Genomic DNA, 22,145 nt, shown 5'->3' with positions numbered 1-22,145 from the left:
GGGATCAAGATCAAAATGCCCGATGAGGAGAATGGCCTGGAAGAACCGGCCTCTCTTCTATCGCGGATCAGACTATAGTCTGAACTATAGTGGAGGGCTTTCCGGTGCGGCGAATACTGCCCCTTCGATGGGATAGTATCGCCGCATAGGTCCCTGTCCTTCAAGATTACATGACGGTGACGCGGGTGCCGACCTTGACGCGGTTGTAGAGGTCGATGACATCCTCGTTGCGAAGCCGGATGCAGCCGGAGGAGACGGCACTGCCGATCGTCCAGGGTGCGTTGGTGCCATGGATGCGATAGAGGGTGGAGCCGAGATACATGGCGCGGGCGCCGAGCGGATTGCCTTCACCGCCTTCCATGTGCGCCGGCAGATAATGGCCCTTGGCTGCTTCGCGAGAGATCATTTCGGCCGGCGGCGTCCAGTCCGGCCATTCCTGCTTGCGGGTCACGGTGTGAGCGCCGGCCCATTCGAAGCCCGGCTTGCCGACGCCGACGCCATAGCGCCGCGCCTTGCCGCCATCCATCACCAGATAAAGGAAACGGTTGTTGGTATCAATGACGATGCTGCCGGGCTTTTCCTTCGTCTGATAGTCGACGATCTGCGGCAGGAACTGCGGATTGATCTGGCCACGGATTGCCGGATATTGCGGACGGGCCATGGCGACCTGCTGCACAGTGGGACGTGCAAACAGCCCGCGAGGCTGCACGACTTGGCGCACCTGCGGATTGGCCTGCTGCTCCATTCTGGGATCGGCGGCGCGGCGCGCCATCGGGCGGGGATAGACGACCGGCTGCACGTTGCCGCCGCCAAGCTGCATCACCCAGGGGGCGGTCAGATCGGGACTGACGATGACGGGCGGGCGCGACTGATAGCGATCGTCGGCAAAGGCGGTGGAGGCAAGCAGGCTTAGAGCGCCCGCGGCAAACAGGACGGCATGTTTCATCATCGGACAAACTCTCTACACATGGGCCGAAGATGGGCGCGAAAGCACCCGGTCGAAACCATGGTGCCACTTGCACGCGAGCGAATGGTAAACATCTATTCATCAAAATGCCGCGAAGCCGATAAAGCTTTGTCAGGGTTACCGCTTGGTTTGGAAAGATGGTTTGCAAGTGGTAAATCATGAATCGGAATGCGCGGTCGTCGAAGTCAGTCTATGAATTTAAGCGTTTGATTGATCTCAATTTATCCGATAGTTGCATACCGGCTCCCGGTAGCGCGTGCTGAAATAGGGGACGAAACGCGAAAATGGCCGAAACAGGCATTATCACCGGCGAAGATGGCAAGAACCGCTGCTTCTGGCACGGCAATCTGCCGGAATATCAGCGCTATCACGACGAGGAATGGGGGCGGCCTGTTGTCAATGACGTCAGGCTGTTTGAAAAGATCTGCCTCGAAGGCTTCCAGTCGGGCCTGTCCTGGCTGACGATACTGCGCAAGCGCGAGAATTTTCGCGCCGCTTTTGCGGGCTTCGATTTCGAGAAAGTCGCCAAGTTTGGCGAGGCTGATATCGAGCGCTGCCTCGGCGATGCCGGCATCATCCGCCATCGCGGCAAGATCGTTTCCACCATCAACAATGCTCGCCGCGCCATTGAGATGCGCGACGAATTCGGTTCGCTCGCCCGCTATTTCTGGAGCCATGAGCCGACCGCCGCCGAGCGCCCGGAGATCTTTGACCTTGCCCATCTGCGCGCCAATCCGACCACAGCGGCTTCGGTGCGGATTTCGAAGGATCTGAAGAAACGCGGCTGGACCTTTGTCGGCCCGACCACAGTTTATGCCTTCATGCAGGCCATGGGCCTGGTCAACGACCACATCGAGGGCTGCTATTGCCGGAAAGAGGTGGAGGCGATGCGTTGCGCATTGGTGCGACCGTGAGAGCTGTGCTTCTTGGTCTTTCGCTGACGATGGTTGCGCTGTTCAACGCCGCAGTGGCCCATGCGCAAAGCAATACCCAGCAACAGCAGCTGCCGCAGCTCGATCGTGGCGAAAAGCTTGAAAAGATCGCCCTGCCGGCCGTCCTCGAGCGGCTGACGGGCTGGACGAAATTCGGCAAGGGCAAGGTCTACATGCTGCCGCTGAAGAAGGGCCAGCATGTGCGGATTACCTTCAGCTCGAAGAGCAAATATGCCTATATGGCGATCTTCGACCTCTCGTCGAGCGAGGATGAATCCTTCTTCGGCACGGATGAAGACGGCAACACCGCCGACGTCACCGTCAATGAGGATACGACCTGGCTGATCAAGCCCTATTATTCGCGCGTCACGCGCCGGCGCGGTCTCGGTGCGCCATACGAGATCCTCATCGACCCCAATCCGCCGGCCGCGCAGCAGGCGCCGGCTGATCAGCAGAAGGATCAGGGACCGATGCTGTTTCCGCCGCGTTCGAAGCAGGGACAGTAAGGGTTATTGCAACGCTTCGATCACGCCATGCAATTCGCCGAGATGGCCGATCTTGCGGAAACGTGGTGCGTCGGTCGGTTCCTCGACATGCTCGAACGACCATGTAAGTTCGTGGAGCACGAAGACACCGTAGCTGCCGGCAGCAAGCGCCGGCACGATGTCCGATTTCAGCGAATTGCCGATCATCATAGCCCGTTCCGGCCCGTCGCCCACCTTGGAAAAGATGCGGCGATAGGTGGAGGCGTTCTTGTCCGAGACGATCTCGACCGCATCGAAGAGGTCGCCGAGCCCGGATTGCGCAAGCTTGCGCTCCTGATCGAAAAGATCGCCTTTGGTAATCAGCACCAACAGATACTTTCCCGAGAGGGCCTCCAGCGTTTGACGCACATGCGGCAATGTCTCGACGGGGTGGGCGAGAAGGTCGCGGCCGATGTCGAGGATTTGCGCGATGACGGTCGATGGCACTTCGCCCTCGGTGATCTCGATGGCTGTTTCGATCATCGAGAGGGTGAAACCTTTGATGCCGAAGCCGTAGTGACGAAGATTGCGCTTTTCCGCCTCCAGCAGGCGCGCGGAAATGACATCGCTTGCGGCGTGATCGGCGAGTAGCTCGGTAAACTGCAGTTCCGTCAGCCGATAGAATTGTTCGTTCTGCCAGAGCGTGTCATCGGCGTCGAAGCCGATTGTCGTTAGGGGACGTTGCGTCATCGATCTATCCGTTCTGCGCATGATATGAAGGCTGGAGTCTAATCCGCGCCCGGTCGGACGCAAGAGCAAGCGTCGGTCACCGCATCGTGATCGGTCCGAGGTCTCGCGTTGAAATCGGTTTCCGGTGCATTATGTCCTTGTTGTCTCGATCGCCGCGGAGCCAGAGCCCGGCCTCGACGACTGTCTTATGACCTCCCAGGGCAGTGCCGACAGCGGCTGCCGTGCCGAGGCCAATTCATAGCGAAAAGATAGCGTTCACCGGCCGGAAGAGTCTTCCGGCTGACCACAAGGGAATTTCTCCTATGCGTTACAATCAACTCGGCAATACCGGCCTTTTCGTCTCCGAACTCTGCCTGGGGACGATGACCTTCGGTGAAGCCAATCCCAACACGCCCTGGGGCTCGATCGCAGATGTCGACCAAGCGCTGGCCGACAAGATCGTCGAAGGCTCGCTCGCCGCCGGCGTCAACTTCATCGACACCGCCGACGTCTATTCCTTCGGCCATTCCGAAGAGCTGCTCGGCCAAGCTCTCAAGAATCTCGGCGTTCCCCGCAAGGATGTCGTCATCGCTACCAAGGTCTATGGCGTCATGGGCGACAAGCCGAACGATCGCGGCGCCTCGCGCGGCCATATCATGGACTCGGTGCAAGCAAGCCTTGACCGGCTGCAGACCGATCATATCGATCTCTATCAGATCCACGGCACCGATATCGTGACACCGATCGACGAGACGCTGCGGGCGCTGGACGATCTCGTTTCGCGCGGTCTTGTGCGTTATGTCGGCGTCTCCAACTGGCAGGCTTGGCGCATCGCCAAGGCGCTCGGCATTTCTGAGCGCCGCGGTTTCGCCCGCTTCGAGACGGTGCAGGCCTATTATTCCATCGCCGGCCGCGATCTGGAGCGTGAAATCGTGCCTGTCATGGCTGAGGAAAAGCTCGGGCTCATGGTCTGGTCGCCGCTCGCCGGTGGTCTGCTCTCGGGCAAGTATGGCCCGGGCGCCCCGGGCAACGGCGAGGGCCGGCGTGCGAGCTTCGATTTCCCGCCCGTCGACAAGGATCGAGCCTGGGCCTGCGTCGCCGCCATGCGCGAAGTTGCCGAGAAGCATGGTGCAAGCGTCGCCACGGTGGCACTTGCCTGGATCCTGGCGAAGCCCTTCGTCACGAGCATCATCATCGGCGCCAAGCGCCTCGATCAGCTCGATCAGAATTTGGCGGCCGTCAAGCTGAAGCTCGATGCCGACGATATGGCCAAGCTCGATGAGGTCAGCGCGCTTGCGCCCGAATATCCCGGCTGGATGCTGGCCCGTCAGGGTGCCCAACGCGTGCCGCAGCCCTTCGAACCGAAGGCCTGATATCGTTCAAAGCCGGGCCGCAGCTTCTCGCGGCGGCCCGGCTCCACGTCAAAGCTCGATGACGATCTTGCCGAAGGGGCCGCGATCGAGCTGGTCGAAGGCGGCCGGCACCTCGCTGAGTGCATAGCGATGGCCGATGACGGGCTTCAGGCCGATGCTGTCGACCGCGAGCACGAAGTCTTCAAGCGAGCGGCGATGGCCGACGCCGATGCCCTGCACGGTGGGAGACTTTAGCAGCAGCGGTGCCACCGGACCGGAGATGTCGAAGCCCTCGAGGACACCGATAACGGAGATCTGGCCATGAGGCGCCACCGCCTTCAGGGACTGGCCGAAATTCGGGCCACCGGCAATTTCGATGATATGGTCGATGCCACGATCGTTGGTGAGGCGATAGACCTCTTCCACCCAATCGGCTTTGTTGCGGTCAATGCCGTGATGAGCGCCCAAAGCCTTTGCCCGCTCGAGCTTTTCCGGTCCAGAGGAGGTTACGAAGACCTCGGCGCCCTGGGCCGCGGCGATCTGCAGGCCAAACAGCGCCACGCCGCCCGTTCCCTGCACCAATACGCTGTCACCGGGCTTGACCTTGCCGCGCTCCACCAGCGCGAACCAGGCCGTGAGACCGGCGCAGGGCAGGGTGCTTGCCTCGGCATAATCGAGGCTCTTGGGTGCCGATACGAACCAACCCTCCGGCATGGCGATATATTCGGAGAGCACGCCGGGATAGAAGCCGCCAAGCGTCTTGTAGGGCGGTGTACGTGCATCGCCGAGCGGCTTGCCGTCGATCCAGCCCGGATGGAAAGTCGAAATGACCCGATCGCCGACGGAGAATCTGGTTACGTCGTCTCCCACCGCTTCGACGACGCCCGCCATATCGGAGGCCGGCACGAAGGGAAATTGGATCGGTAGGCCCATGCCGGTCTCACGCACGAGCTTGTCGCGATAGTTCAGTGAAACGGCTTTGACTCGCACAAGCACTTCGCCGCGCGCGGGTTTGGATACTGCCGTTTCCGTGAGGTTCAAGGGAGCACCGACGGCAATCGTATCGAGAGTCCAGCGCTTCATGGTCTTCGTCATCATGATCTCCTGAGAGAAATTGGAAGCAATGGACCGAGCATATCGTTGCTTTCTGATCGCCAGTGGCGATATTATTTCCGCTTACTGGTTCCTTAAGGGAAGCAATCATCATGAATGACATGCTCAACGGCATTCCCGAATTCGTGGAGGCGGTCGAAGCCGGCGGCTTCTCGGCCGCGGCGGCGCGCATGAATCTCTCCCGCTCGGCGATCGGCAAGACCATCGCCAAATTGGAGCGGCGCCTGAATGTGCGGCTGTTCCACCGCACCACGCGCATGCAGAGCCTCACAGACGAAGGCCAAGCTTTTTACGAGCGCTGCCGCCGGGCGCTGGATGAGATACAGTCTGGCGAGGCCATGCTGGAATCGGGCAAGCGGGAGGTTACCGGACGTCTTCGTATCTCTATGCCTGTCCTTTTCGGTCGTCGCTGCGCTGCTCCGCTGTTGCTGGAATTGGCGCGTATCCACCCCAAACTTGAGCTCGACCTTTCCTTCAGTGATCGTGTGGTCGATCTCTTCGACGAGGGCTTCGATCTCGCCATTCGCAACGGCGTGTTGCGGGACGAAGCCGGCCTTGCCGCGCGCAAGATCGCCCTCCATCGCATGACGCTATGCGCCTCGCCGGATTATCTAGCCGCCAGAGGTACGCCCCAGACCATTGCCGATCTCGATAGCCACGATCTCGTCGTCTATGCGAGATCGGGCGAAGCCAAGAGATGGACCTTCCTGCAGGGCGATGGAGCGGCCGTCGACTATTTTCCGCAGACGCGGTTGCGTCTTGATGACCTGGAGGTCATTGCCGATGCAGCCGCCGCGGGAATGGGCATTGCGTGGCTGCCCTGCTGGCTGGTGCGGGACTATGTGCGGGCCGGCAAGCTCATGCAGGTGCTCAATGTCTCCAGCCGGCCCGTCAACGTCTATGCCGTCTGGCCGCAGGTGCCACAGCTTTCGCTGAAGATGCGCGTGGTCATCGACCTGCTCGCCGCGCGCCTGCCTGCAATCATGGACTGAGCATGTGACGCTGCCTCCGGTTAAAGGAGTGCGCCCTCCGCGAATACCTGGTTCCAACGAAAGACCTTGACGGATTTGCGCAGGCCTGCCGCCCAGAATGGATCTTCCTTCACCAGACGATCGACGGCAGCGGCGGTCTCCACTTCGACGAGCCACAGGCCGCCGGCAAAAGCATCGCCTTCCCGGCTGAGTGGTCCCGCCGTCCTGATGGAAGCGGCATTCGCCTCCAGGAAAGCGAAGTGACGAGGCAGATATTCCTTGCGGATGGCGGCGGCGTTTTGTTGATCATCCTCGAACAGGACAGCGAACAGGGTCATCATTATCTCCTTACTGGATATTTCCAGTCTATGACTGCAATAATGCCGATACACGCGGTAAGTTTGCCGTAAGGAGCTGCAAAATTGCACGACGTCGATTGGAATGACCTGCGCCATATTCTGGCGCTCGCGCGGGGTGGATCCTTTGCCGCCGCCGGCAGAGTGCTTGGCACTGATGCGACGACGGTCGGTCGCCGCCTGCGCATTCTGGAAAAACGCCTCGGCACGACGCTGTTTGCGCGCGATGGAGGTGGCGCCTTATTGCCGACGCCAGCGGGCGAGATCGCGGTGGCGAAGGCAGAGACGATCGAGGCCGAAGTCATGGCGCTGTCGGGTGCGTTGGATGCAGCCGATCCCATGGCACTCGGCAAGGTACGCCTCACGGCGGCGCCATCCTTCATCAGCCGGCTGTTGATCCCCGCGCTACCCAGCCTGTTGGCGCAGCATTCCGGCCTGCAATTGGAACTCATCGGCGATTCCAGAAATCTCAACCTGACGCGGCGCGAGGCAGACATGGCGCTGCGCCTTGCAAGACCTGCCGATATGACAAACGGCAAAGTCGTCGCCAGGCGGATCGCGACGCTTGACTATGCCGTCTACGTCGCTGCCGGGCAGGAGAGGCATGCAGAAGATTTGCCGTGGATCATCTATGAAGAGGCAATGGCGCATCTGCCGCATGCCCGCTGGATTGCCGCACAGGCAGAAAAGTCAGGTCGTTCCAGCCAGCTTGCGGTCAACGATGCCGAGGCTCTGCTGCAGGCCGCAACTTCAGGATTGGGGCGCGCACTGCTGCCGAAAATCCTGGCCGGGAATGTGGGAGGTCTTTGCCGCGTCGATAGCGGCGACAGCAATCTGCCGGTGCGAGAGATGTGGCTGCTGATGCATGCCGAGCTTCGTCCACTCGTGCGCATTCGCGCCGTTTCCGGTTGGTTGGATGGGATATTCCGCCGTCCGCATTCGGAGCGGTGAGAGAGGCGGCAGGGATGCCGCCTCTCGTGATCGGGTGAATTACTTGCCGTGCTTCTGTAGCCAGGCTTTCATTTCCTTGATCTCGGCTTCCTGCGCGGTAATGACGGCTTCCGCCAGTTTGCGCAGTTCGGGATCCTTGCCGTATTTTAGCTCGATTTTTGCCATGTCGATCGCGCCTTGATGGTGCGGGATCATGCCGCGGACGAAATCCGCATCGGCATCGCCGCTATAGTGGATCATCATGTCCTTATGCATCTTGCCCATGGCGTCGTTGAACGCCTTGCTGGAAGCGCTCTGGTCGCCCATCGGCTTGCTCATGTCCATGCTCTTCATGTCGTCGGCAAGGGCAGGAAGGGCGATTGCAAAGGCGAATACGCCGGCAAGCATCAGCGATTTTGAAGTAGACATAGGGATTCTCTCCGTTTCTGAACGGTATCTGGATTTGAGCGGCAGCGCTCGTCGATTGAATGCAGAAGATCGTCAGGTGAAACGGGGAGGGGGCGCTGTCGGCTGCGGCAGGGAACCGGCAAGGCGCTGGCCGGGCGCCGGCACTGGATAGGAGATGGCGTGTTTGCCGTCTTCGACTGCAAGGGTCGGCATCAAGGCAAGGCAGGCAGCGCACGACGCCACATGCGCCATGCCGCCGGCGCAAGGATTTTCCGGCTTCGTTTGCTGGGGCTCGCCCATGTTGCCGTGACCGGCCATGCCAGGCATATCGGTGATGCCATCATGTATGCTCATGGTCGCCGACAGGGACATGGCGGAAGCGCAGACAGGGCAATTCGCCAGCGCCGGCATGGCACCGTAAAGCAACCAGGCAATCAGCATTGTCAGGATCGCAAGCGCGCGCATAAACAGAAACCTAGCCGTGCAATCCGTGAAAGCAAGCATGAATTGCATTCCCCGGACACTGGAAGGCGATCAAGGCAGCAGTTTGACTTCCCTGATGATTTCGATCGGCGGAAAGCGGATGCAATCCACCACATCGAAGGTGAGCGTAAACTGGGCTGGCCTTGCGGCCGACCATCTCAGAGCCTCTTCCGCCGCGTTCGCCGGGATCTTCATCGCAATGGTGCAGTGCGGCTGCCAGCGATCCGGGCGGGAATGCTCATGACAAAGGCTAGGGTCGATCTCGTCGTGAATGGCGCGGTGTATGCATCTCAGCACGCGATCGTCGGCTGGGCGCGCCCAAAGCACCAGCATCTCGTTCGGAAAATGGCTGATCCCCGAAAACTCGACCGATAGCGGCGGCACGTTCGCGAGGCCTTTTGAGCGGCGGCGACGAGGGAGGAAACGGCAATGTCTTCATAGACTGCAAATGTCAGATGCGGCGGATAGTTGAGTGCCAGCATCGATGGAGAGGTTTCGAACCGGCTCGCCTCCCGCCAGAGATCGAGAACCGGACCGGCGCTGTTATCCGTGCATTTCAAAACGATTGCGTGTGGCATGGTTCCCTATGCTGCCTTCTCCGGCTTTTCTCGGTTTTGTCGGCCGCTAACATATAACAATCCTTGCCGCATTCAGCCCAATCCGCTAGTTAACCGCGACTGTTCCCATACCGGATTACCCTAGAGATGAGCGACAAACAAAAGAAACTGCAGAAGCTCAAGGCCCGCCTGCCGCGCGGCTTTGTCGATCGTTCGGCCAGCGACATTCGCGCCGTCAACGAGATGACTTCCAAGATCCGGGCCGTTTATGAGCATTATGGTTTCGATCCTGTCGAAACGCCGCTGTTCGAATATACCGATGCGTTGGGCAAGTTCCTGCCCGATAGCGACCGGCCGAACGAGGGCGTTTTCTCGCTACAAGATGACGACGAACAGTGGATGTCGCTGCGCTACGATCTGACGGCGCCGCTCGCCCGTCATGTCGCCGAGAATTTCAACGAGATCCAGCTTCCCTACCGCACCTATCGCGCCGGCTATGTCTTCCGCAACGAGAAGCCCGGTCCTGGCCGCTTCCGCCAGTTCATGCAGTTCGATGCCGATACAGTCGGCGCGCCTGGTGTACAGGCGGATGCCGAGATGTGCATGATGATGGCCGACACCCTGGAAGCCTTGGGCATCAAGCGCGGCGACTATGTGGTTCGCGTCAACAACCGCAAGGTTCTCGATGGACTTTTGGATGCAATCGGCCTTAGCGGCGATGATAAAGTGGTTCAACGGCTAACTGTTCTGCGTGCGATCGACAAGCTCGACAAATTCGGTCCTGAAGGCGTCGCGTTACTACTCGGAACTGGTCGCAAGGATGAATCGGGTGATTTCACCAAGGGCGCAGGATTAAGCGAAGCGCAGATCAATGCAATTATCCGATTTACGCAGATCGGGACGGTCTATGCCCCCAACATAGATATGAATGGCAAGCCTGTAGACGGAGGAACCTACAGCAATACCGAGACCACCAATCAAATTTTTGAAAAGGTGCTTCGCGAATTTTCCGATACAGCGGAAAATCTTGCTCGCTTTCATGAAGGGGCTAGGGAATTAGAAGACATGCGGTTGCTCTTCGCGTGGAGTGGTTACAGTACTGATCGTATTCGCATCGACACCTCCGTCGTGCGCGGCCTCGAATATTACACTGGCCCGGTTTACGAGGCCGAACTGCTGTTCGACGTCACCAACGAGAAGGGCGAGAAGGTCGTCTTCGGCTCGGTGGGTGGGGGCGGTCGTTATGATGGGCTCGTCTCGCGCTTCATGGGTCAGCCGGTGCCGGCCACCGGCTTTTCCATCGGCGTGTCGCGCCTGATGACAGCGCTGAAGAATCTCGGCAAGCTTGGCACGGACGAAGTGATCGAGCCCGTGCTCGTCACCGTCATGGATGGCGATGTCGATGCCATGGGACGTTACCAGCGCTTCACGCAGCAGCTGCGCGCCGCCGGCATCCGCGCTGAGATGTTCCAGGGCAACTGGAAGAAGTTCGGCAATCAGCTGAAATATGCCGATCGCCGCGGCTGCCCGATCGCCATCATCCAGGGCGGCGACGAGCGTGCCCAGGGCGTCGTCCAGATCAAGGATCTGATTGAAGGCAAGCGCCTTTCCGGCGAGATCGAGGACAATGCCAGCTGGCGCGAAGCCCGCGTGGCCCAGGAAACCGTGCCGGAAGCCGAGCTGATCGAGAAGGTCAAAGCTATCTTGGCGGCACAGGCGGAAGACCGGAAGAGGGCGCTCGGCAATGTCTGAGTGGATCGAGCAGTCTCGCTTTCCCCTTCTCCCCTCGGGGAGAAGGTGGCCCGAAGGGTCGGATGAGGGGGGCTCTGGGCTCACGCGAGCTATTCGTACGTTGGCGCTCAGAATCCTCGTCACTTCGTTCCTCGGCCCCCTCATCCGCCCTGTCGGGCACCTTCTCCCCGCCGGGGAGAAGGGGAGAATAGCCCCATGCCTCTGATCAACCTCCCGAATTTTGCCAGCGACCTGCTGGACGAATTTTCCGTTCGTGGGACGGAGAGGGTGGATACGCCCATCATCCAGCCGGCCGAGCCCTTTCTCGATATGGCCGGCGAGGATCTCCGCCGGCGCATCTTCATGACCGAAAGCGAAACCGGTGCCAGCCTTTGCCTGCGCCCGGAGTTCACCATTCCCGTCTGTCTGCGCCATATCGAGACCGCCACCGGCACCCCGAAGCGTTACTCCTATCTCGGCGAGATCTTTCGCCAGCGCCGCGAAGGCGGCCATGAGTTCTATCAGGCCGGCATAGAGGATTTGGGTGATGGCAATACGGCGAGCGCCGATGCTCGCGCCATCAGCGATGCCATCGGTATCCTCGATCGCGTGGTGCCCGGTAAACCGCTCTCCGTGACGCTTGGCGATCAGGCCGTGTTCGAGGCCGTTGTGCAGGCGCTCGGCCTGCCATCCGGCTGGCAGAAGCGCCTGATCCACGCTTTTGGCAACATGATGCAGCTCGAAACCTTGCTGGCGCATCTTGCAAGCCCGCAGCCGGTCACCGGGCTCGATGCCCATGTGCTCGATTTCCTGAGCCGTGGCGACGAACAGGGGCTGGTCAGGCATATCGATGCCACCATGCACGCAACCGGCTATTCCACCAATGCCAGCCGCTCGCCGCAGGAGATCGCTCGCCGCCTTCGTGAGAAGCTGGTCCTATCGGAAACGCGGCTCGACGATGCGGCCTTCCGCGTGCTGGAGGAGTTCTTGTCCCTGAGCGTACCGCTCTCGGATGCTTCCGCCGCACTAGCGGGTTTTGCCGACGCGGCAGGTCTGAAGCTGGGGAAGGCCCTGGAAAGCTTCGACGCCCGCGTCGCGGCATTGGCCCGCGCCGGTGTCGATGCTTCCAAGATCGACTATCGTGCCGCCTTCGGTCGCCCGCTCGACTACTATACCGGTCTCGTCTTCGAGGTGACGGTGGAAGGGTCGAGCGCGGTGCTGGCCGGCGGCGGCCGCTTCGACCGGTTGATGACCCTGCTCGGTGCCAAGGACCATATCCCGGCTGTCGGCTTCGCGCTTTGGCTCGATCGCATCGAAACCGTGAGGGCAGCCTGATGACCATTACGATAGCGATTCCTTCAAAGGGCCGGATGAAGGACGATTGCGCCGCGATCTTCGAGCGCGCCGGCATGCCGATCGTCGCCGTCGGCAATGACCGCTCCTACCGCGGCCGTGTCGAAGGCTTTGAAGGCGTCGAGATCGCCTTCCTATCGGCCTCGGAAATCTCGCGAGAGATCGGCAATGGCAGTGTCGATTTCGGCATTACCGGCGAAGACCTCGTGCGCGAGGGCATGGCGGAGGCTGATCGCCGCGTCGAATTCTGCGCGAGGCTCGGCTTCGGTCACGCCGATGTCGTCGTAGCAGTGCCGGAAATCTGGCTCGATGTCGATACCATGGCCGATCTTGGTGACGTCGCCGCCGATTTTCGTGCCCGTCATGGGCACAGGCTGACGGTCGCGACGAAGTATTGGCGGCTGACGCAGCAGTTCTTCTCCAGCCAGCATGGCATTCAGCTTTATCGCATCGTCGAAAGCCTCGGTGCGACGGAAGGGGCACCCGCTGCCGGCTCGGCCGACATCATCGTCGACATCACCTCCACCGGCTCGACGCTTAGGGCGAACCATCTGAAGGTTCTGTCGGATGGCGTCATCCTGCGCTCTGAGGCGTGTCTGGTGCGTGCCCGCAAGGAGAGCCACAATGGCGATCCGATGGTTGAGCGCATCATATCTGCCGTGCGCAGCGCGCTCTGATTTTCCAATTTCGTATTCATGCGAAAAGGCCCGCCGGAACTCCGGCGGGCCTTTTGTCTTGGGAAACATGCGGCAATCAGGCGGCGACGTAGGCACCGCGGCGTGCGTCGACCGAGTAGACGCCTGCGCCGTTGGTGGCGAGCATGATGTAGGCGCCGGCGAGCGTGATGTTCTTCAGGAAGTTCACGAAGTTCAGGCCGTTGATCCAGCCGTTGGCGGCAGCCGGGAAGTCCGGAACATTGACGGTCGGCAGGTGGAAGACGACGCCGGTGAAGACACAGAAGAGGGCAAGAAGCCAGCCGACGATACGGACCTGGAAGCCGATGAGGACGCAGACGCCGGTGACGAATTCAAACGCGCCGGCAAGATAGGTAAGCAGCGTTGCGGCAGGCATACCGGCGCCGGCGATCATGCCGGCGGTACCTGCAGGATCGGTCAGCTTGCCGAAGCCGGCAAAGATGAACATGAAGGCGAGCAGGATGCGCGCCACAAGAATGATGACGTTGTTGGTATTGGACATGACAGTCTCCAGTAAATTCACTCGGGATCGGGTGGCGACAATTTCTGGAGACAGATATTCGTGATTTTTGGGAGGTTGGAAAGATAAACAACTGCGCACAATTAGTTCACAATCATTGAACAATGGGCCGCTGAGATAACACTTCCCATACAAGCCCTATCGGCTATTGTGGCGGCAAATCAGTTGTCAAATCATAGCCTTCAGGAGCAAGCCCATGGCCGATCTGTCGTCCTTTCCGATCACGAAACGCTGGCCTGCCAGCAATCCGGATATTATCCAGCTCTACTCGCTGCCGACGCCGAACGGCGTCAAGGTGTCGATCGCGCTGGAAGAGCTTGGTCTGCCCTATGAGCCGCATCTGATCTCCTTCGGCACCAACGACCAGAAGTCTCCTGAATTCGTTTCGCTGAATCCGAATGGCCGCATTCCGGCAATCATCGATCCCAATGGTCCCGGCGGCAAGCCGATCGGTCTGTTCGAATCCGGCGCGATCCTGGTCTATCTGGCGGAGAAGACCGGCAAGCTCATGCCAAGCGACGCAGCTAGGCGTTATGAAACGCTGGAATGGGTTTTCTTCCAGATGGCCGGCGTCGGTCCGATGTTCGGGCAGTTCGGCCATTTCTTCAAATTCGCCGCCGAAAAGGTCGCCAATAACCCCTATCCGGTCGAGCGTTATCGCGACGAGGCCAAGCGCCTTCTCGGCGTGCTGGAGAGCCGCCTGCAGGGGCGCGAGTGGATCATGGGCGATGAATACACCATCGCCGACATCACCACGTTCCCCTGGGTCCGCGGCGTCGACGTCTTCTATGGCGGCCGCGAGGTTCTGGAGTTCGAAAGTTTCCCCTCGGTCATGGCCTGGCTGGAGCGAGCCCTTGCGCGCCCGGCAAGCCAGCGTGGTCTCAGCATTCCCAAGCGGGATTGATCAGGTTGAACCAAGTAACTGGTCAGGCGAACTCACCCGACCATCATCGACAGCCGTTTACTGCCGGGTGGCGAGCTGGCTGCCCGGTTCCAGCTTGAAGCGTGGAAACAGGAAGACGCCGACCATGCTGCCGGCACGTTGCTTGTCGGCAGCAACGGATTCGCCAACGCAAAAGACCGGCTGGCGATGGCCGCCGGTGCCGAGCGTTGTCGTGGAATAACAGAAAGAAGAGTTTGCGGTTGCCGCCTGCTCGAAGAGATCGAGGATACGCGCTCGATCGTGCGGATCATAGCAATGCATGAGGCTCAGCAAGCCACATTCCGAGGAGCTCAGCCCGTGCAGCATCGTGCTCCACTGCCCAAGTTTGATGATGCCGCTTGAAAGATCGCCCGTCCATCCCTCGGAAACACAGAATTGTGCCAGAAGATCGGGGTCATGGCCTTCGAACTCCAGCGAGCCGGGAGCAAACGGTGCGGAAAAATTGGCTTTGGCAATCTTGAACAAGATGATCCCCACAAGAGCGCATGGTTCCCCGCGCCTCACTTCAATTCCGTATTTCCCCGGATGGAGGGTCTCTCCCTGCATTTTGCGCCCGCAGCTTATGGCCGAGGCGTGCCTCCACTAGTCCGCTGTCGACAATGCTTTTCGGGGTGGCGTTCCAGTTTATGAAGTCATTTCAAGTAATAAATCAGGACAGCGCCAGCGTTCAAGGTCATGATCATGCCAAGCCGCAGGTTAAGCCTGTCCAAAAGAAGTAAAAATTACGTGTATTGCAGCTAACTCTCCAAAATCGCTGCGCTGCGAGTTATAGGGGCTTTTTCGAAAACAGCAATGGGCAAGTTGCAAAATTTGCAACACGATAGAATCTTGCAGGAATTGCAGTTGTACAGTTTCGGCACAATTAAAAAGGGCGACCCGAGGGCCGCCCTTCATCAATTCTGGATGTCGGATTTAACAATCGCAACAGGCCGTTGGCCTATCACATCATGTCCATGCCGCCACTTCAGGCCGCTTGGCGGCCTGAAGCACTAAAGTGTATGGGCGAAGCTTTATGGACATTCCTGCGATTAGGCCGTTGGCCTATCACATCATGTCCATGCCGCCCATGCCACCCATGCCGCCCGGCATGCCAGCAGGGGCATCCTTCTTCGGCAGTTCGGCGATCATGGCTTCAGTGGTGATCAGCAGCGAAGCAACCGAAGCTGCGTCCTGCAGAGCTGTGCGAACGACCTTGACCGGGTCGACGATGCCCATGGCGATCATATCGCCGTAGACGCCCGTCTGAGCATTGTAGCCCCAGTTGTCTTCGTTCTTGTCGAGGATCTTGCCGACAACGATCGAAGCTTCGTCACCAGCGTTTTCAGCGATCTGGCGAGCCGGGGACTGCAGAGCGCGGCGAACGATGTTGATGCCGGCTTCCTGGTCTTCGTTTTCGCCCTTGACCGAGATCTTGACGGAAGAACGCAGCAGAGCGGTACCGCCGCCCGGTACGATGCCTTCCTGAACGGCAGCGCGCGTCGCGTTCAGAGCGTCGTCGATGCGGTCCTTCTTTTCCTTGACTTCGATTTCCGTCGAGCCGCCAACGCGGATAACGGCAACGCCGCCAGCCAGCTTTGCAAGGCGTTCCTGCAGCTTTTCGCGGTCGTAGTCAGAGGTGGTTTCTTCGATCTGGGCCTTGATCTGGGCAACACGGCCTTCGATGTCGGACTTGGCGCCAGCGCCGTCGACGATCGTGGTGTTTTCCTTGGAGATCGAAACCTTCTTGGCGCGGCCGAGCATGTCGAGGGTGACAGACTCGAGCTTGATGCCGAGGTCTTCGGAGATGACAGTGCCGCCCGTCAGGATGGCGATGTCTTCCAGCATGGCCTTGCGGCGGTCACCGAAGCCCGGAGCCTTGACAGCAGCGATCTTCAGACCACCACGCAGCTTGTTGACGACGAGGGTTGCAAGAGCTTCGCCTTCGACGTCTTCAGCGATGATGAGGAGCGGCTTGCCGGTCTGAACGACGGCTTCGAGAACCGGGAGCATGGCCTGCAGGTTCGAGAGCTTCTTCTCGTGCAGGAGGATGAAGGCGTCTTCGAGGTCGGCCACCATCTTTTCCGGGTTGGTTACGAAATAGGGGCTGAGGTAGCCGCGGTCGAACTGCATGCCTTCGACGACTTCGAGTTCGGTTTCGGCGGTCTTGGCTTCTTCAACCGTGATGACGCCTTCGTTGCCGACCTTCTGCATGGCTTCAGCAATATCGAGACCGATCTGCTTTTCGCCGTTTGCGGAGATCGTGCCGACCTGGGCAACTTCTTCCGAAGTGTTGATCTTCTTGGCCTTGGCGAGCAGGTCCTTGACGACTTCTGCAACAGCGAGGTCGATGCCGCGCTTCAGGTCCATCGGGTTCATGCCGGCTGCAACGGCCTTGGCGCCTTCGCGTACGATTGCCTGGGCAAGAACGGTTGCGGTGGTGGTGCCGTCACCGGCAACATCGTTGGTCTTCGAAGCGACTTCGCGGACCATCTGGGCGCCCATGTTCTCGAACTTGTCTTCGAGTTCGATTTCCTTGGCGACGGAAACGCCGTCCTTGGTGATGCGCGGAGCGCCGAAGGACTTGTCGATAACGACGTTACGACCCTTCGGGCCGAGCGTGACCTTCACTGCGTCAGCGAGGATGTCGACGCCACGAAGCATCTTTTCGCGGGCGCTGCGGCCGAATTTTACTTCTTTAGCTGCCATGTTTGAAACTCCTGAATTCGCGTTTTCCGGGCTTTAAGACCCGTCAGCTGTATCGGAAAAGGGAACCGGCCGGATTAGCCGATGATGCCCATGATATCGGCTTCCTTCATGATCAGAAGGTCTTCGCCGTTGAGCTTGACTTCGGTGCCGGACCACTTGCCGAACAGAACGCGATCGCCAACCTTGACGTCGAGTGCTACGACCTTGCCGGATTCATCGCGAGCGCCGGAGCCGACGGCGACGATTTCGCCTTCCTGCGGCTTTTCCTTGGCGGTATCGGGAATGATGATGCCACCCTTGGTCTTTTCTTCCGACTCGACGCGGCGAACGACGACGCGGTCATGAAGGGGGCGGAAATTGGTGCTTGCCATTGTCTAATCCCTCGATCAAATGACATTCACGGATCAGCGGAGATCCGTATGGATTTTGTTAGCACTCATCCTTGGAGAGTGCTAGCGACGGTGATTTAGGGGTGGCTTCCGGACGAGTCAAGGACAGCACTGTGAATTTTTTGCGGCGCGTAACGGCTTGTTTTGAGGATGATTAACGCCCATGGCAGTGGCGTGTAGCACGTCGTTGCGAAGTTCCTCTCATTTTCCCCTCTTCAGAAAGGGTCAGGTCGCACCTTTTCGAGAGCGTCATGCTGTTGCTTCCGCTGCGCAATCTTGCCGCTCGCCGAGCTTGCACATGTCTGCTTCTCAGGCCTTGTGCGACGCAAAAACCTTGCATGCCGCTCTTGTAATTTGCCGGCCGGTTTGCGATGTCAGCCCGTGATTTATTTGATGCGAGGATGGCATGGGCAAACGGATCGAGAGCTTTCGCGACATCGGCGGACTTTATGATGTTGCGCTCTGCGATGTCTGGGGCGTGCTCCATAACGGCGTCACGGCCTACAAGGAGGCCTCCATCGCGCTCGAAGCGGCCCGCGGCGAAGGCCTTGCTGTCGTCCTCATCACCAACTCTCCACGCGTCGCTCCGAAGGTCGTCGAGCAGCTGCGTGCGATCGGGGTTCCCGACAGCGTTTACGATCGCATCATCACCTCGGGCGATGTCACCCGCAGGCTGATTGCCGAGGGACCGAAAAAGGTGTTTCTGCTCGGCCCCGAGCGTGACATCGGCATCCTGGAAGGCCTTGACGTTCAGCGCGTCGACGCTGGCGAGGCCGAAAGCATCGTCTGCACCGGTTTCTTTGACGACGAGACCGAAACACCTGACGATTATACCGACATGCTGACGGCCTGGTCGGCTCGCAAGGTGCCGCTGATCTGCGCCAATCCGGATCTTGTGGTCGAGCGCGGCCACCGCATGATCCCCTGCGCCGGCGCTATGGCCGCCTATTATGAGCGGCTTGGTGGCCAGACGCGCATCGCCGGCAAGCCGCACCAGCCGATCTACGATGCCGCGATCGCGGCGGCCCGCGAGGTGAAAAGCGAGTTTCCGCTGTCGCGTGTCGTGGCGATCGGCGACGGCATGCCGACCGACGTGCGCGGCGCACTCGATTACGGCCTCGATCTTCTTTATATCAGCCATGGCATCCACGCCCGCGAATATGTCGTCGAGGGGCATACGGATGAGGCCGCGCTCGGCGCCTTCCTGGCGCGCGAGCAGGCCTCGCCGAAGTGGTGGATGCCGCGCCTTGTCTGAGGAGAGTGGCAGTCGATGACCGTTTTCCATCGCAACGAAACCCGCGAGCCGCTTCCCGATGCCCTGAAGGGCGGGGTGGTCGCCATCGGCAATTTCGACGGTGTGCACCGCGGCCATCAGTCTGTGCTGACACGTGCGCTGGAGATCGCCATGGAGCGCGGCGTGCCGGCGCTGGTGCTCACCTTCGAGCCGCATCCGCGCACCGTCTTCAAGCCCGATCAGCCTGTTTTCCGTCTGACGCCTGCGCCGCTCCGAGCACGTCTCCTCGAAGCGCTCGGCTTCAACGCCGTCATCGAATATCCCTTCGATCGCACCTTCTCGCAGCGTTCGGCGGACGAGTTCGTCCACTCGATCCTGATCGACTGGCTGCACGCGTCGGAAGTCGTCACTGGCTTCGATTTCCATTTCGGCCATGATCGCCAGGGAGGCCCCGCCTTCCTCATGAATGCTGGCAGTCACAATGGTTTCGGCGTGACGCTGATCGATGCCTTCCGCGACGAAAACACGGAGGTCATCTCGTCGAGCCGCATTCGTGCGCTGCTCGCGGAAGGCGATGTCGCCCAAGCCGCCGGTCTGCTTGGCTATCGCTATACCGTTCAGGCGCCCGTTATCGGCGGCGAGAAGCTCGGCCGCACGCTCGGCTTCCCGACGGCAAATATGCAGCTGCCGCCGGAGTCATCGCTGAGGGCAGGCATCTATGCGGTTCGCTTCCGAACGGCCGATGGTGTCGTCCGCGATGGCGTCGCCAGCTACGGCCGGCGCCCGACGGTGACGGATAACGGCGCGCCGCTGCTGGAGACCTTTGTCTTCGATTTCAGCGGCGATCTCTACGGACAGGTCTGTTCGGTTTCCTTCTTTGGCTATCTCCGCCCCGAACTGAAGTTCGAAGGTCTCGACCCGCTGGTCGCGCAGATCCGCAAGGATGAGGACGAAGCACGCGCGCTGCTTGCCGGCGTCCAGCCGCTCAGCGAGCTTGATCGCGCCATCGCCTTCGACTGATATTCGCGAAGTGATGGGGTGGAAAAGGTTTTCCGCCTCGTATCATCGCTCCGATTTCGGGCTGACATCAACGCCGCCAAGAGACTGTTGAATTCATGCCCGACAAGGATCATTGTTCCGCGCCGGTTTTTGGGAGGAGCAATCGTTGACACTACGCAACCAGATTATTGCGCTCGCGCTCGCGCCTCTCGTCATCTCGATCCTGGCAATCACTGCCTTCATTACCTGGCAGTCGACCAATCTTACCAAGAGCAATATCGAGACCTTCGAACAGAACATGCTGAGGGCGAAGGAAACGGAGATCGTCAACCTTACAAATCTTGCCGTGTCGGCCATTCAGGCGATCTATCGGGACGCAGCCCCGGACGATCAAGCCGCTAAGGACAAGGTAGCCGCGATCCTGACGTCGCTTGATTATGGCCCGGACGGATACTTCTTCGTCTACGACTATGATGGCAACAACATCGTTCATCCGCGCGAGAGATTTCGTAACGGGCGCAATTGGATCGATTTGACCGATCCGGACGGCGACAAGGTCATCGCGGAGCTCATCAAGACCGCAAAAGCCGGCGGGGGCCTGCACCAGTACAAATGGGAGAAGCCTTCCACCGGCCGCGTCGCCGATAAGCTCTCATTCGCTGTCGGCCTTGATAAATGGCACTGGGTTGTCGGAACCGGCGTCTATCTGGATGATATTTTCACCCAGACTGCGGCGGCCAATGCCGCCATGCGGGCAAACATAAAAGGAACCTTTGTCGTCGTTACACTCATTGCCGTCCCTGCTGTTCTGGTCGTCTTCACGACCTGCATGCTCTTGACCTTCCGTGAGCGACGCATGGCCGATGGTCGGCTGAAGGAGCTGACGCAAAGAGTGATTGATACGCAGGAGGAGGAACGCGCCCGCCTTGCGCGTGAACTGCACGATGGCGTGTCGCAGAATCTCCTCGGCGTGCGCTATGTCATGGACCTTGCCAACCGCAAGGTACGAAACCAGGTCGATGATGCCGCCACGACGATCGAGAAGGGTATCGATACCCTGAACAGCGCAATCAAGGACATCAGGCGGCTCTCGCATGATCTGCGTCCCCGCGTGCTGGATGATCTCGGCTTGACGGCGGCGCTGACCGCACTCGCGAACAATTTCGCCGAGCGGACCGGCATCGCAACCGAGATCGAGGCTTCCGGCTTCACCAGCATGCTGAAGCCGGAAGCCAATACCGCGCTCTACCGTGTCGCGCAGGAGGCCTTGAACAACGTGGAGCGCCATTCCGGGGCGACGGTTCTTGCGATCAAACTTTGGAGTGATCGTGGGCGCGCACGCTTGAGAATTTCGGACAACGGCATTGGTTTTGACGGCACTGGCGACGGCAAAGGCGGACTTGGGCTGAGGAACATGCAGGAGCGGATGGCACATTTCCGCGGCCTGCTTCTTGTCCAGAGCAAGGCTGATGGTACGACACTGATTGCGATGCTGCCGAAATCGGCCAATGCCTCGCCAAGAGCAAAGGTGGATGCGGCATGAAAAGCGACAGGATCAGTGTTCTGTTGATCGACAATCATCCCGTGGTGTTGGACGGATTGAAAGCCGTGCTGGAGACGTTCGACCACATAGAGGTGGTCGGGACGGCAAACCTTGCGCAGATCGGCCTGGAGGTCGGACGACGGACGCTCCCGCAGGTTACCTTGATGGATATCAATATGCCGAAGCTGAGCGGTATCGAGGCGATCGAGCTCTTTCGCCGGGAGCTTCCGGAGACGCGGATCGTGATGCTGTCCATGCATGACAGCCGCGAATACATCTCCTCGTCGATCATGCGCGGTGCGGTCGGATATATCCTCAAGGATGTTTCGACGGATGAAGTCGTCTGCGCCATCGAGACGGTAGCAGCCGGCGGGACTTATTTCTCGTCCGGCGTTCGCGACATACTGGTGGCAGACACGGCGCAAAATGAGGCTGATCCTCTGACCCCGCGCGAGCGGCACATTCTGGGCTTGATCGTTACAGGCAGGAGTAATCGCGAGATTGCCGAAGAGCTTCAGATCACGCCCGCGACGGCGGAAACGCATCGCAAGAATTTGAAGAAGAAGCTTGGCATCGCAACGACCGCCGGTCTGATCCGCTACGCGCTTGACCACGGCATCGCAACCGCGGCGGGCTAACGTCCGCCTACCCACTTCTGGGTAGGTTTGACGATTTCGCATCAGCTAATATCTTGTTCGGACGGTAGACTCGCCGTAGGGCTTTATCAGCGGCTGCCCGCAGGCGGGCCGTTGGGAGGAATTCACATCCGTTGGTCTGGCTCTGCATAGCCA

24 protein-coding genes are annotated in these 22,145 nt (G+C 59.7%); 13 read left to right on the top strand and 11 right to left on the bottom strand.

The features are described from left to right. Positions 1 to 166: 166 nt before the first annotated feature. Positions 167 to 949, bottom strand: a complete 783-nt coding sequence (locus GDN47_RS14790; protein WP_152093665.1) for a L,D-transpeptidase — start codon at positions 947 to 949, stop codon at positions 167 to 169. 302 nt (positions 950 to 1,251) lie between these two features. Here GDN47_RS14790 and GDN47_RS14785 point away from each other — a divergent pair, with 302 nt between their 5' ends. Together GDN47_RS14785 and GDN47_RS14780 are read left to right on the top strand one after the other, a co-directional pair. Further along, complete coding sequence (locus GDN47_RS14785) at positions 1,252 to 1,881, top strand: DNA-3-methyladenine glycosylase I (RefSeq protein ID WP_113421429.1); 630 nt, start codon at positions 1,252 to 1,254, stop codon at positions 1,879 to 1,881. A 29-nt stretch (positions 1,882 to 1,910) separates the two neighbouring features. Then, a complete protein-coding gene (locus GDN47_RS14780) occupies positions 1,911 to 2,405 on the top strand; it encodes a hypothetical protein (RefSeq protein ID WP_173002507.1) in 495 nt (164 codons plus the stop codon). A gap of 3 nt (positions 2,406 to 2,408) precedes the next feature. On the opposite strand, the gene GDN47_RS14775 is transcribed toward GDN47_RS14780, so the two are convergent. Next, a complete protein-coding gene (locus GDN47_RS14775; protein ID WP_152093664.1) occupies positions 2,409 to 3,113 on the bottom strand; it encodes an HAD family hydrolase in 705 nt (234 codons plus the stop codon). 302 nt (positions 3,114 to 3,415) lie between these two features. On the opposite strand from GDN47_RS14775, the gene GDN47_RS14770 reads away from it, so the two are divergent. Then, positions 3,416 to 4,465, top strand: a complete 1,050-nt coding sequence (locus GDN47_RS14770) for an aldo/keto reductase (RefSeq protein ID WP_152093663.1) — start codon at positions 3,416 to 3,418, stop codon at positions 4,463 to 4,465. Positions 4,466 to 4,513: 48 nt separating this feature from the next. Here the strand turns inward: GDN47_RS14770 and GDN47_RS14765 are convergent, their stop codons facing one another. Beyond that, positions 4,514 to 5,539, bottom strand: coding sequence for a zinc-dependent alcohol dehydrogenase family protein (locus GDN47_RS14765; protein WP_113421432.1), 1,026 nt, complete (start codon positions 5,537 to 5,539; stop codon positions 4,514 to 4,516). A gap of 110 nt (positions 5,540 to 5,649) precedes the next feature. On the opposite strand from GDN47_RS14765, the gene GDN47_RS14760 reads away from it, so the two are divergent. Beyond that, positions 5,650 to 6,549, top strand: coding sequence for a LysR family transcriptional regulator (locus GDN47_RS14760; RefSeq protein WP_145322594.1), 900 nt, complete (start codon positions 5,650 to 5,652; stop codon positions 6,547 to 6,549). A gap of 20 nt (positions 6,550 to 6,569) precedes the next feature. Here GDN47_RS14760 and GDN47_RS14755 read toward each other — a convergent pair whose 3' ends face one another. Further along, entirely contained in the window at positions 6,570 to 6,866 is a 297-nt protein-coding gene (locus tag GDN47_RS14755; RefSeq protein WP_145322596.1) for a YciI family protein, read from the bottom strand. Between the two features lie 84 nt (positions 6,867 to 6,950). Between GDN47_RS14755 and GDN47_RS14750 the strand changes: the two genes are divergently transcribed. Next, a complete protein-coding gene (locus GDN47_RS14750; RefSeq protein ID WP_233789933.1) occupies positions 6,951 to 7,835 on the top strand; it encodes a LysR family transcriptional regulator in 885 nt (294 codons plus the stop codon). 39 nt (positions 7,836 to 7,874) lie between these two features. On the opposite strand, the gene copM is transcribed toward GDN47_RS14750, so the two are convergent. From copM to GDN47_RS32330, 3 genes are all read right to left on the bottom strand, one after another. Next, positions 7,875 to 8,243: a CopM family metallochaperone gene (gene copM / locus GDN47_RS14745; RefSeq protein ID WP_113353833.1), complete on the bottom strand. Its 369-nt coding sequence runs from the start codon at positions 8,241 to 8,243 to the stop codon at positions 7,875 to 7,877. A 72-nt stretch (positions 8,244 to 8,315) separates the two neighbouring features. Further along, positions 8,316 to 8,726, bottom strand: coding sequence for a hypothetical protein (locus GDN47_RS14740; RefSeq protein ID WP_233789931.1), 411 nt, complete (start codon positions 8,724 to 8,726; stop codon positions 8,316 to 8,318). 30 nt (positions 8,727 to 8,756) lie between these two features. Then, positions 8,757 to 9,089, bottom strand: coding sequence for a 2'-5' RNA ligase family protein (locus GDN47_RS32330; RefSeq protein WP_233789929.1), 333 nt, complete (start codon positions 9,087 to 9,089; stop codon positions 8,757 to 8,759). A 320-nt stretch (positions 9,090 to 9,409) separates the two neighbouring features. Here GDN47_RS32330 and hisS point away from each other — a divergent pair, with 320 nt between their 5' ends. The 3 genes from hisS (at position 9,410) to hisG (ending at position 13,023) form a co-directional block, all read left to right on the top strand. Then, positions 9,410 to 11,014: a histidine--tRNA ligase gene (gene hisS / locus GDN47_RS14730; protein WP_152093662.1), complete on the top strand. Its 1,605-nt coding sequence runs from the start codon at positions 9,410 to 9,412 to the stop codon at positions 11,012 to 11,014. Between the two features lie 195 nt (positions 11,015 to 11,209). Beyond that, a complete protein-coding gene (locus tag GDN47_RS14725; protein WP_152093661.1) occupies positions 11,210 to 12,328 on the top strand; it encodes an ATP phosphoribosyltransferase regulatory subunit in 1,119 nt (372 codons plus the stop codon). Further along, positions 12,328 to 13,023 carry an ATP phosphoribosyltransferase gene (gene hisG, locus GDN47_RS14720; RefSeq protein ID WP_152093660.1) on the top strand — a complete coding sequence of 232 codons (696 nt, stop codon included), beginning with the start codon at positions 12,328 to 12,330 and terminating at the stop codon, positions 13,021 to 13,023. The genes GDN47_RS14725 and hisG overlap by 1 nt, the downstream gene beginning before the upstream one ends. Before the next feature lie 76 nt (positions 13,024 to 13,099). Here the strand turns inward: hisG and GDN47_RS14715 are convergent, their stop codons facing one another. Beyond that, on the bottom strand, positions 13,100 to 13,543 hold the full coding sequence (locus tag GDN47_RS14715) for a DoxX family protein (protein ID WP_152093659.1): 444 nt from the start codon (positions 13,541 to 13,543) through the stop codon (positions 13,100 to 13,102). A gap of 214 nt (positions 13,544 to 13,757) precedes the next feature. Here GDN47_RS14715 and GDN47_RS14710 point away from each other — a divergent pair, with 214 nt between their 5' ends. Further along, positions 13,758 to 14,465, top strand: a complete 708-nt coding sequence (locus tag GDN47_RS14710) for a glutathione binding-like protein (protein ID WP_113353839.1) — start codon at positions 13,758 to 13,760, stop codon at positions 14,463 to 14,465. Between the two features lie 57 nt (positions 14,466 to 14,522). On the opposite strand, the gene GDN47_RS14705 is transcribed toward GDN47_RS14710, so the two are convergent. The 3 genes from GDN47_RS14705 to groES all read right to left on the bottom strand — a co-directional run bounded on the left by GDN47_RS14705 (position 14,523) and on the right by groES (position 17,560). Then, positions 14,523 to 14,969 (bottom strand): hypothetical protein, encoded by a 447-nt coding sequence (locus GDN47_RS14705; RefSeq protein WP_210296346.1) that lies wholly within the window; start codon positions 14,967 to 14,969, stop codon positions 14,523 to 14,525. 579 nt (positions 14,970 to 15,548) lie between these two features. After that, positions 15,549 to 17,189 (bottom strand): chaperonin GroEL, encoded by a 1,641-nt coding sequence (groL, locus tag GDN47_RS14700; RefSeq protein WP_113330948.1) that lies wholly within the window; start codon positions 17,187 to 17,189, stop codon positions 15,549 to 15,551. A 74-nt stretch (positions 17,190 to 17,263) separates the two neighbouring features. Beyond that, complete coding sequence (gene groES / locus GDN47_RS14695) at positions 17,264 to 17,560, bottom strand: co-chaperone GroES (protein ID WP_004109735.1); 297 nt, start codon at positions 17,558 to 17,560, stop codon at positions 17,264 to 17,266. Positions 17,561 to 17,984: 424 nt separating this feature from the next. On the opposite strand from groES, the gene GDN47_RS14690 reads away from it, so the two are divergent. The 4 genes from GDN47_RS14690 (at position 17,985) to mctR (ending at position 21,992) form a co-directional block, all read left to right on the top strand. Further along, positions 17,985 to 18,833: a TIGR01459 family HAD-type hydrolase gene (locus GDN47_RS14690; protein WP_113330949.1), complete on the top strand. Its 849-nt coding sequence runs from the start codon at positions 17,985 to 17,987 to the stop codon at positions 18,831 to 18,833. 15 nt (positions 18,834 to 18,848) lie between these two features. Beyond that, positions 18,849 to 19,832 (top strand): bifunctional riboflavin kinase/FAD synthetase, encoded by a 984-nt coding sequence (locus GDN47_RS14685; protein WP_152093658.1) that lies wholly within the window; start codon positions 18,849 to 18,851, stop codon positions 19,830 to 19,832. A 145-nt stretch (positions 19,833 to 19,977) separates the two neighbouring features. After that, positions 19,978 to 21,354, top strand: coding sequence for a two-component system sensor histidine kinase MctS (gene mctS, locus GDN47_RS14680; RefSeq protein ID WP_113330951.1), 1,377 nt, complete (start codon positions 19,978 to 19,980; stop codon positions 21,352 to 21,354). Continuing rightward, entirely contained in the window at positions 21,351 to 21,992 is a 642-nt protein-coding gene (mctR, locus tag GDN47_RS14675; RefSeq protein ID WP_145633222.1) for a two-component system response regulator MctR, read from the top strand. Before mctS ends, mctR begins: the two co-directional genes overlap by 4 nt. The last annotated feature ends 153 nt before the right edge of the window (positions 21,993 to 22,145 follow it).

The organism is Martinezella dioscoreae (genome assembly GCF_009176305.1).
GTDB classification, from domain to species: Bacteria; Pseudomonadota; Alphaproteobacteria; order Rhizobiales; family Rhizobiaceae; genus Rhizobium; species Rhizobium dioscoreae.
Note: the sequence above shows the minus strand (reverse complement) of the source record. Positions and strands in the feature narration are given on the sequence as shown.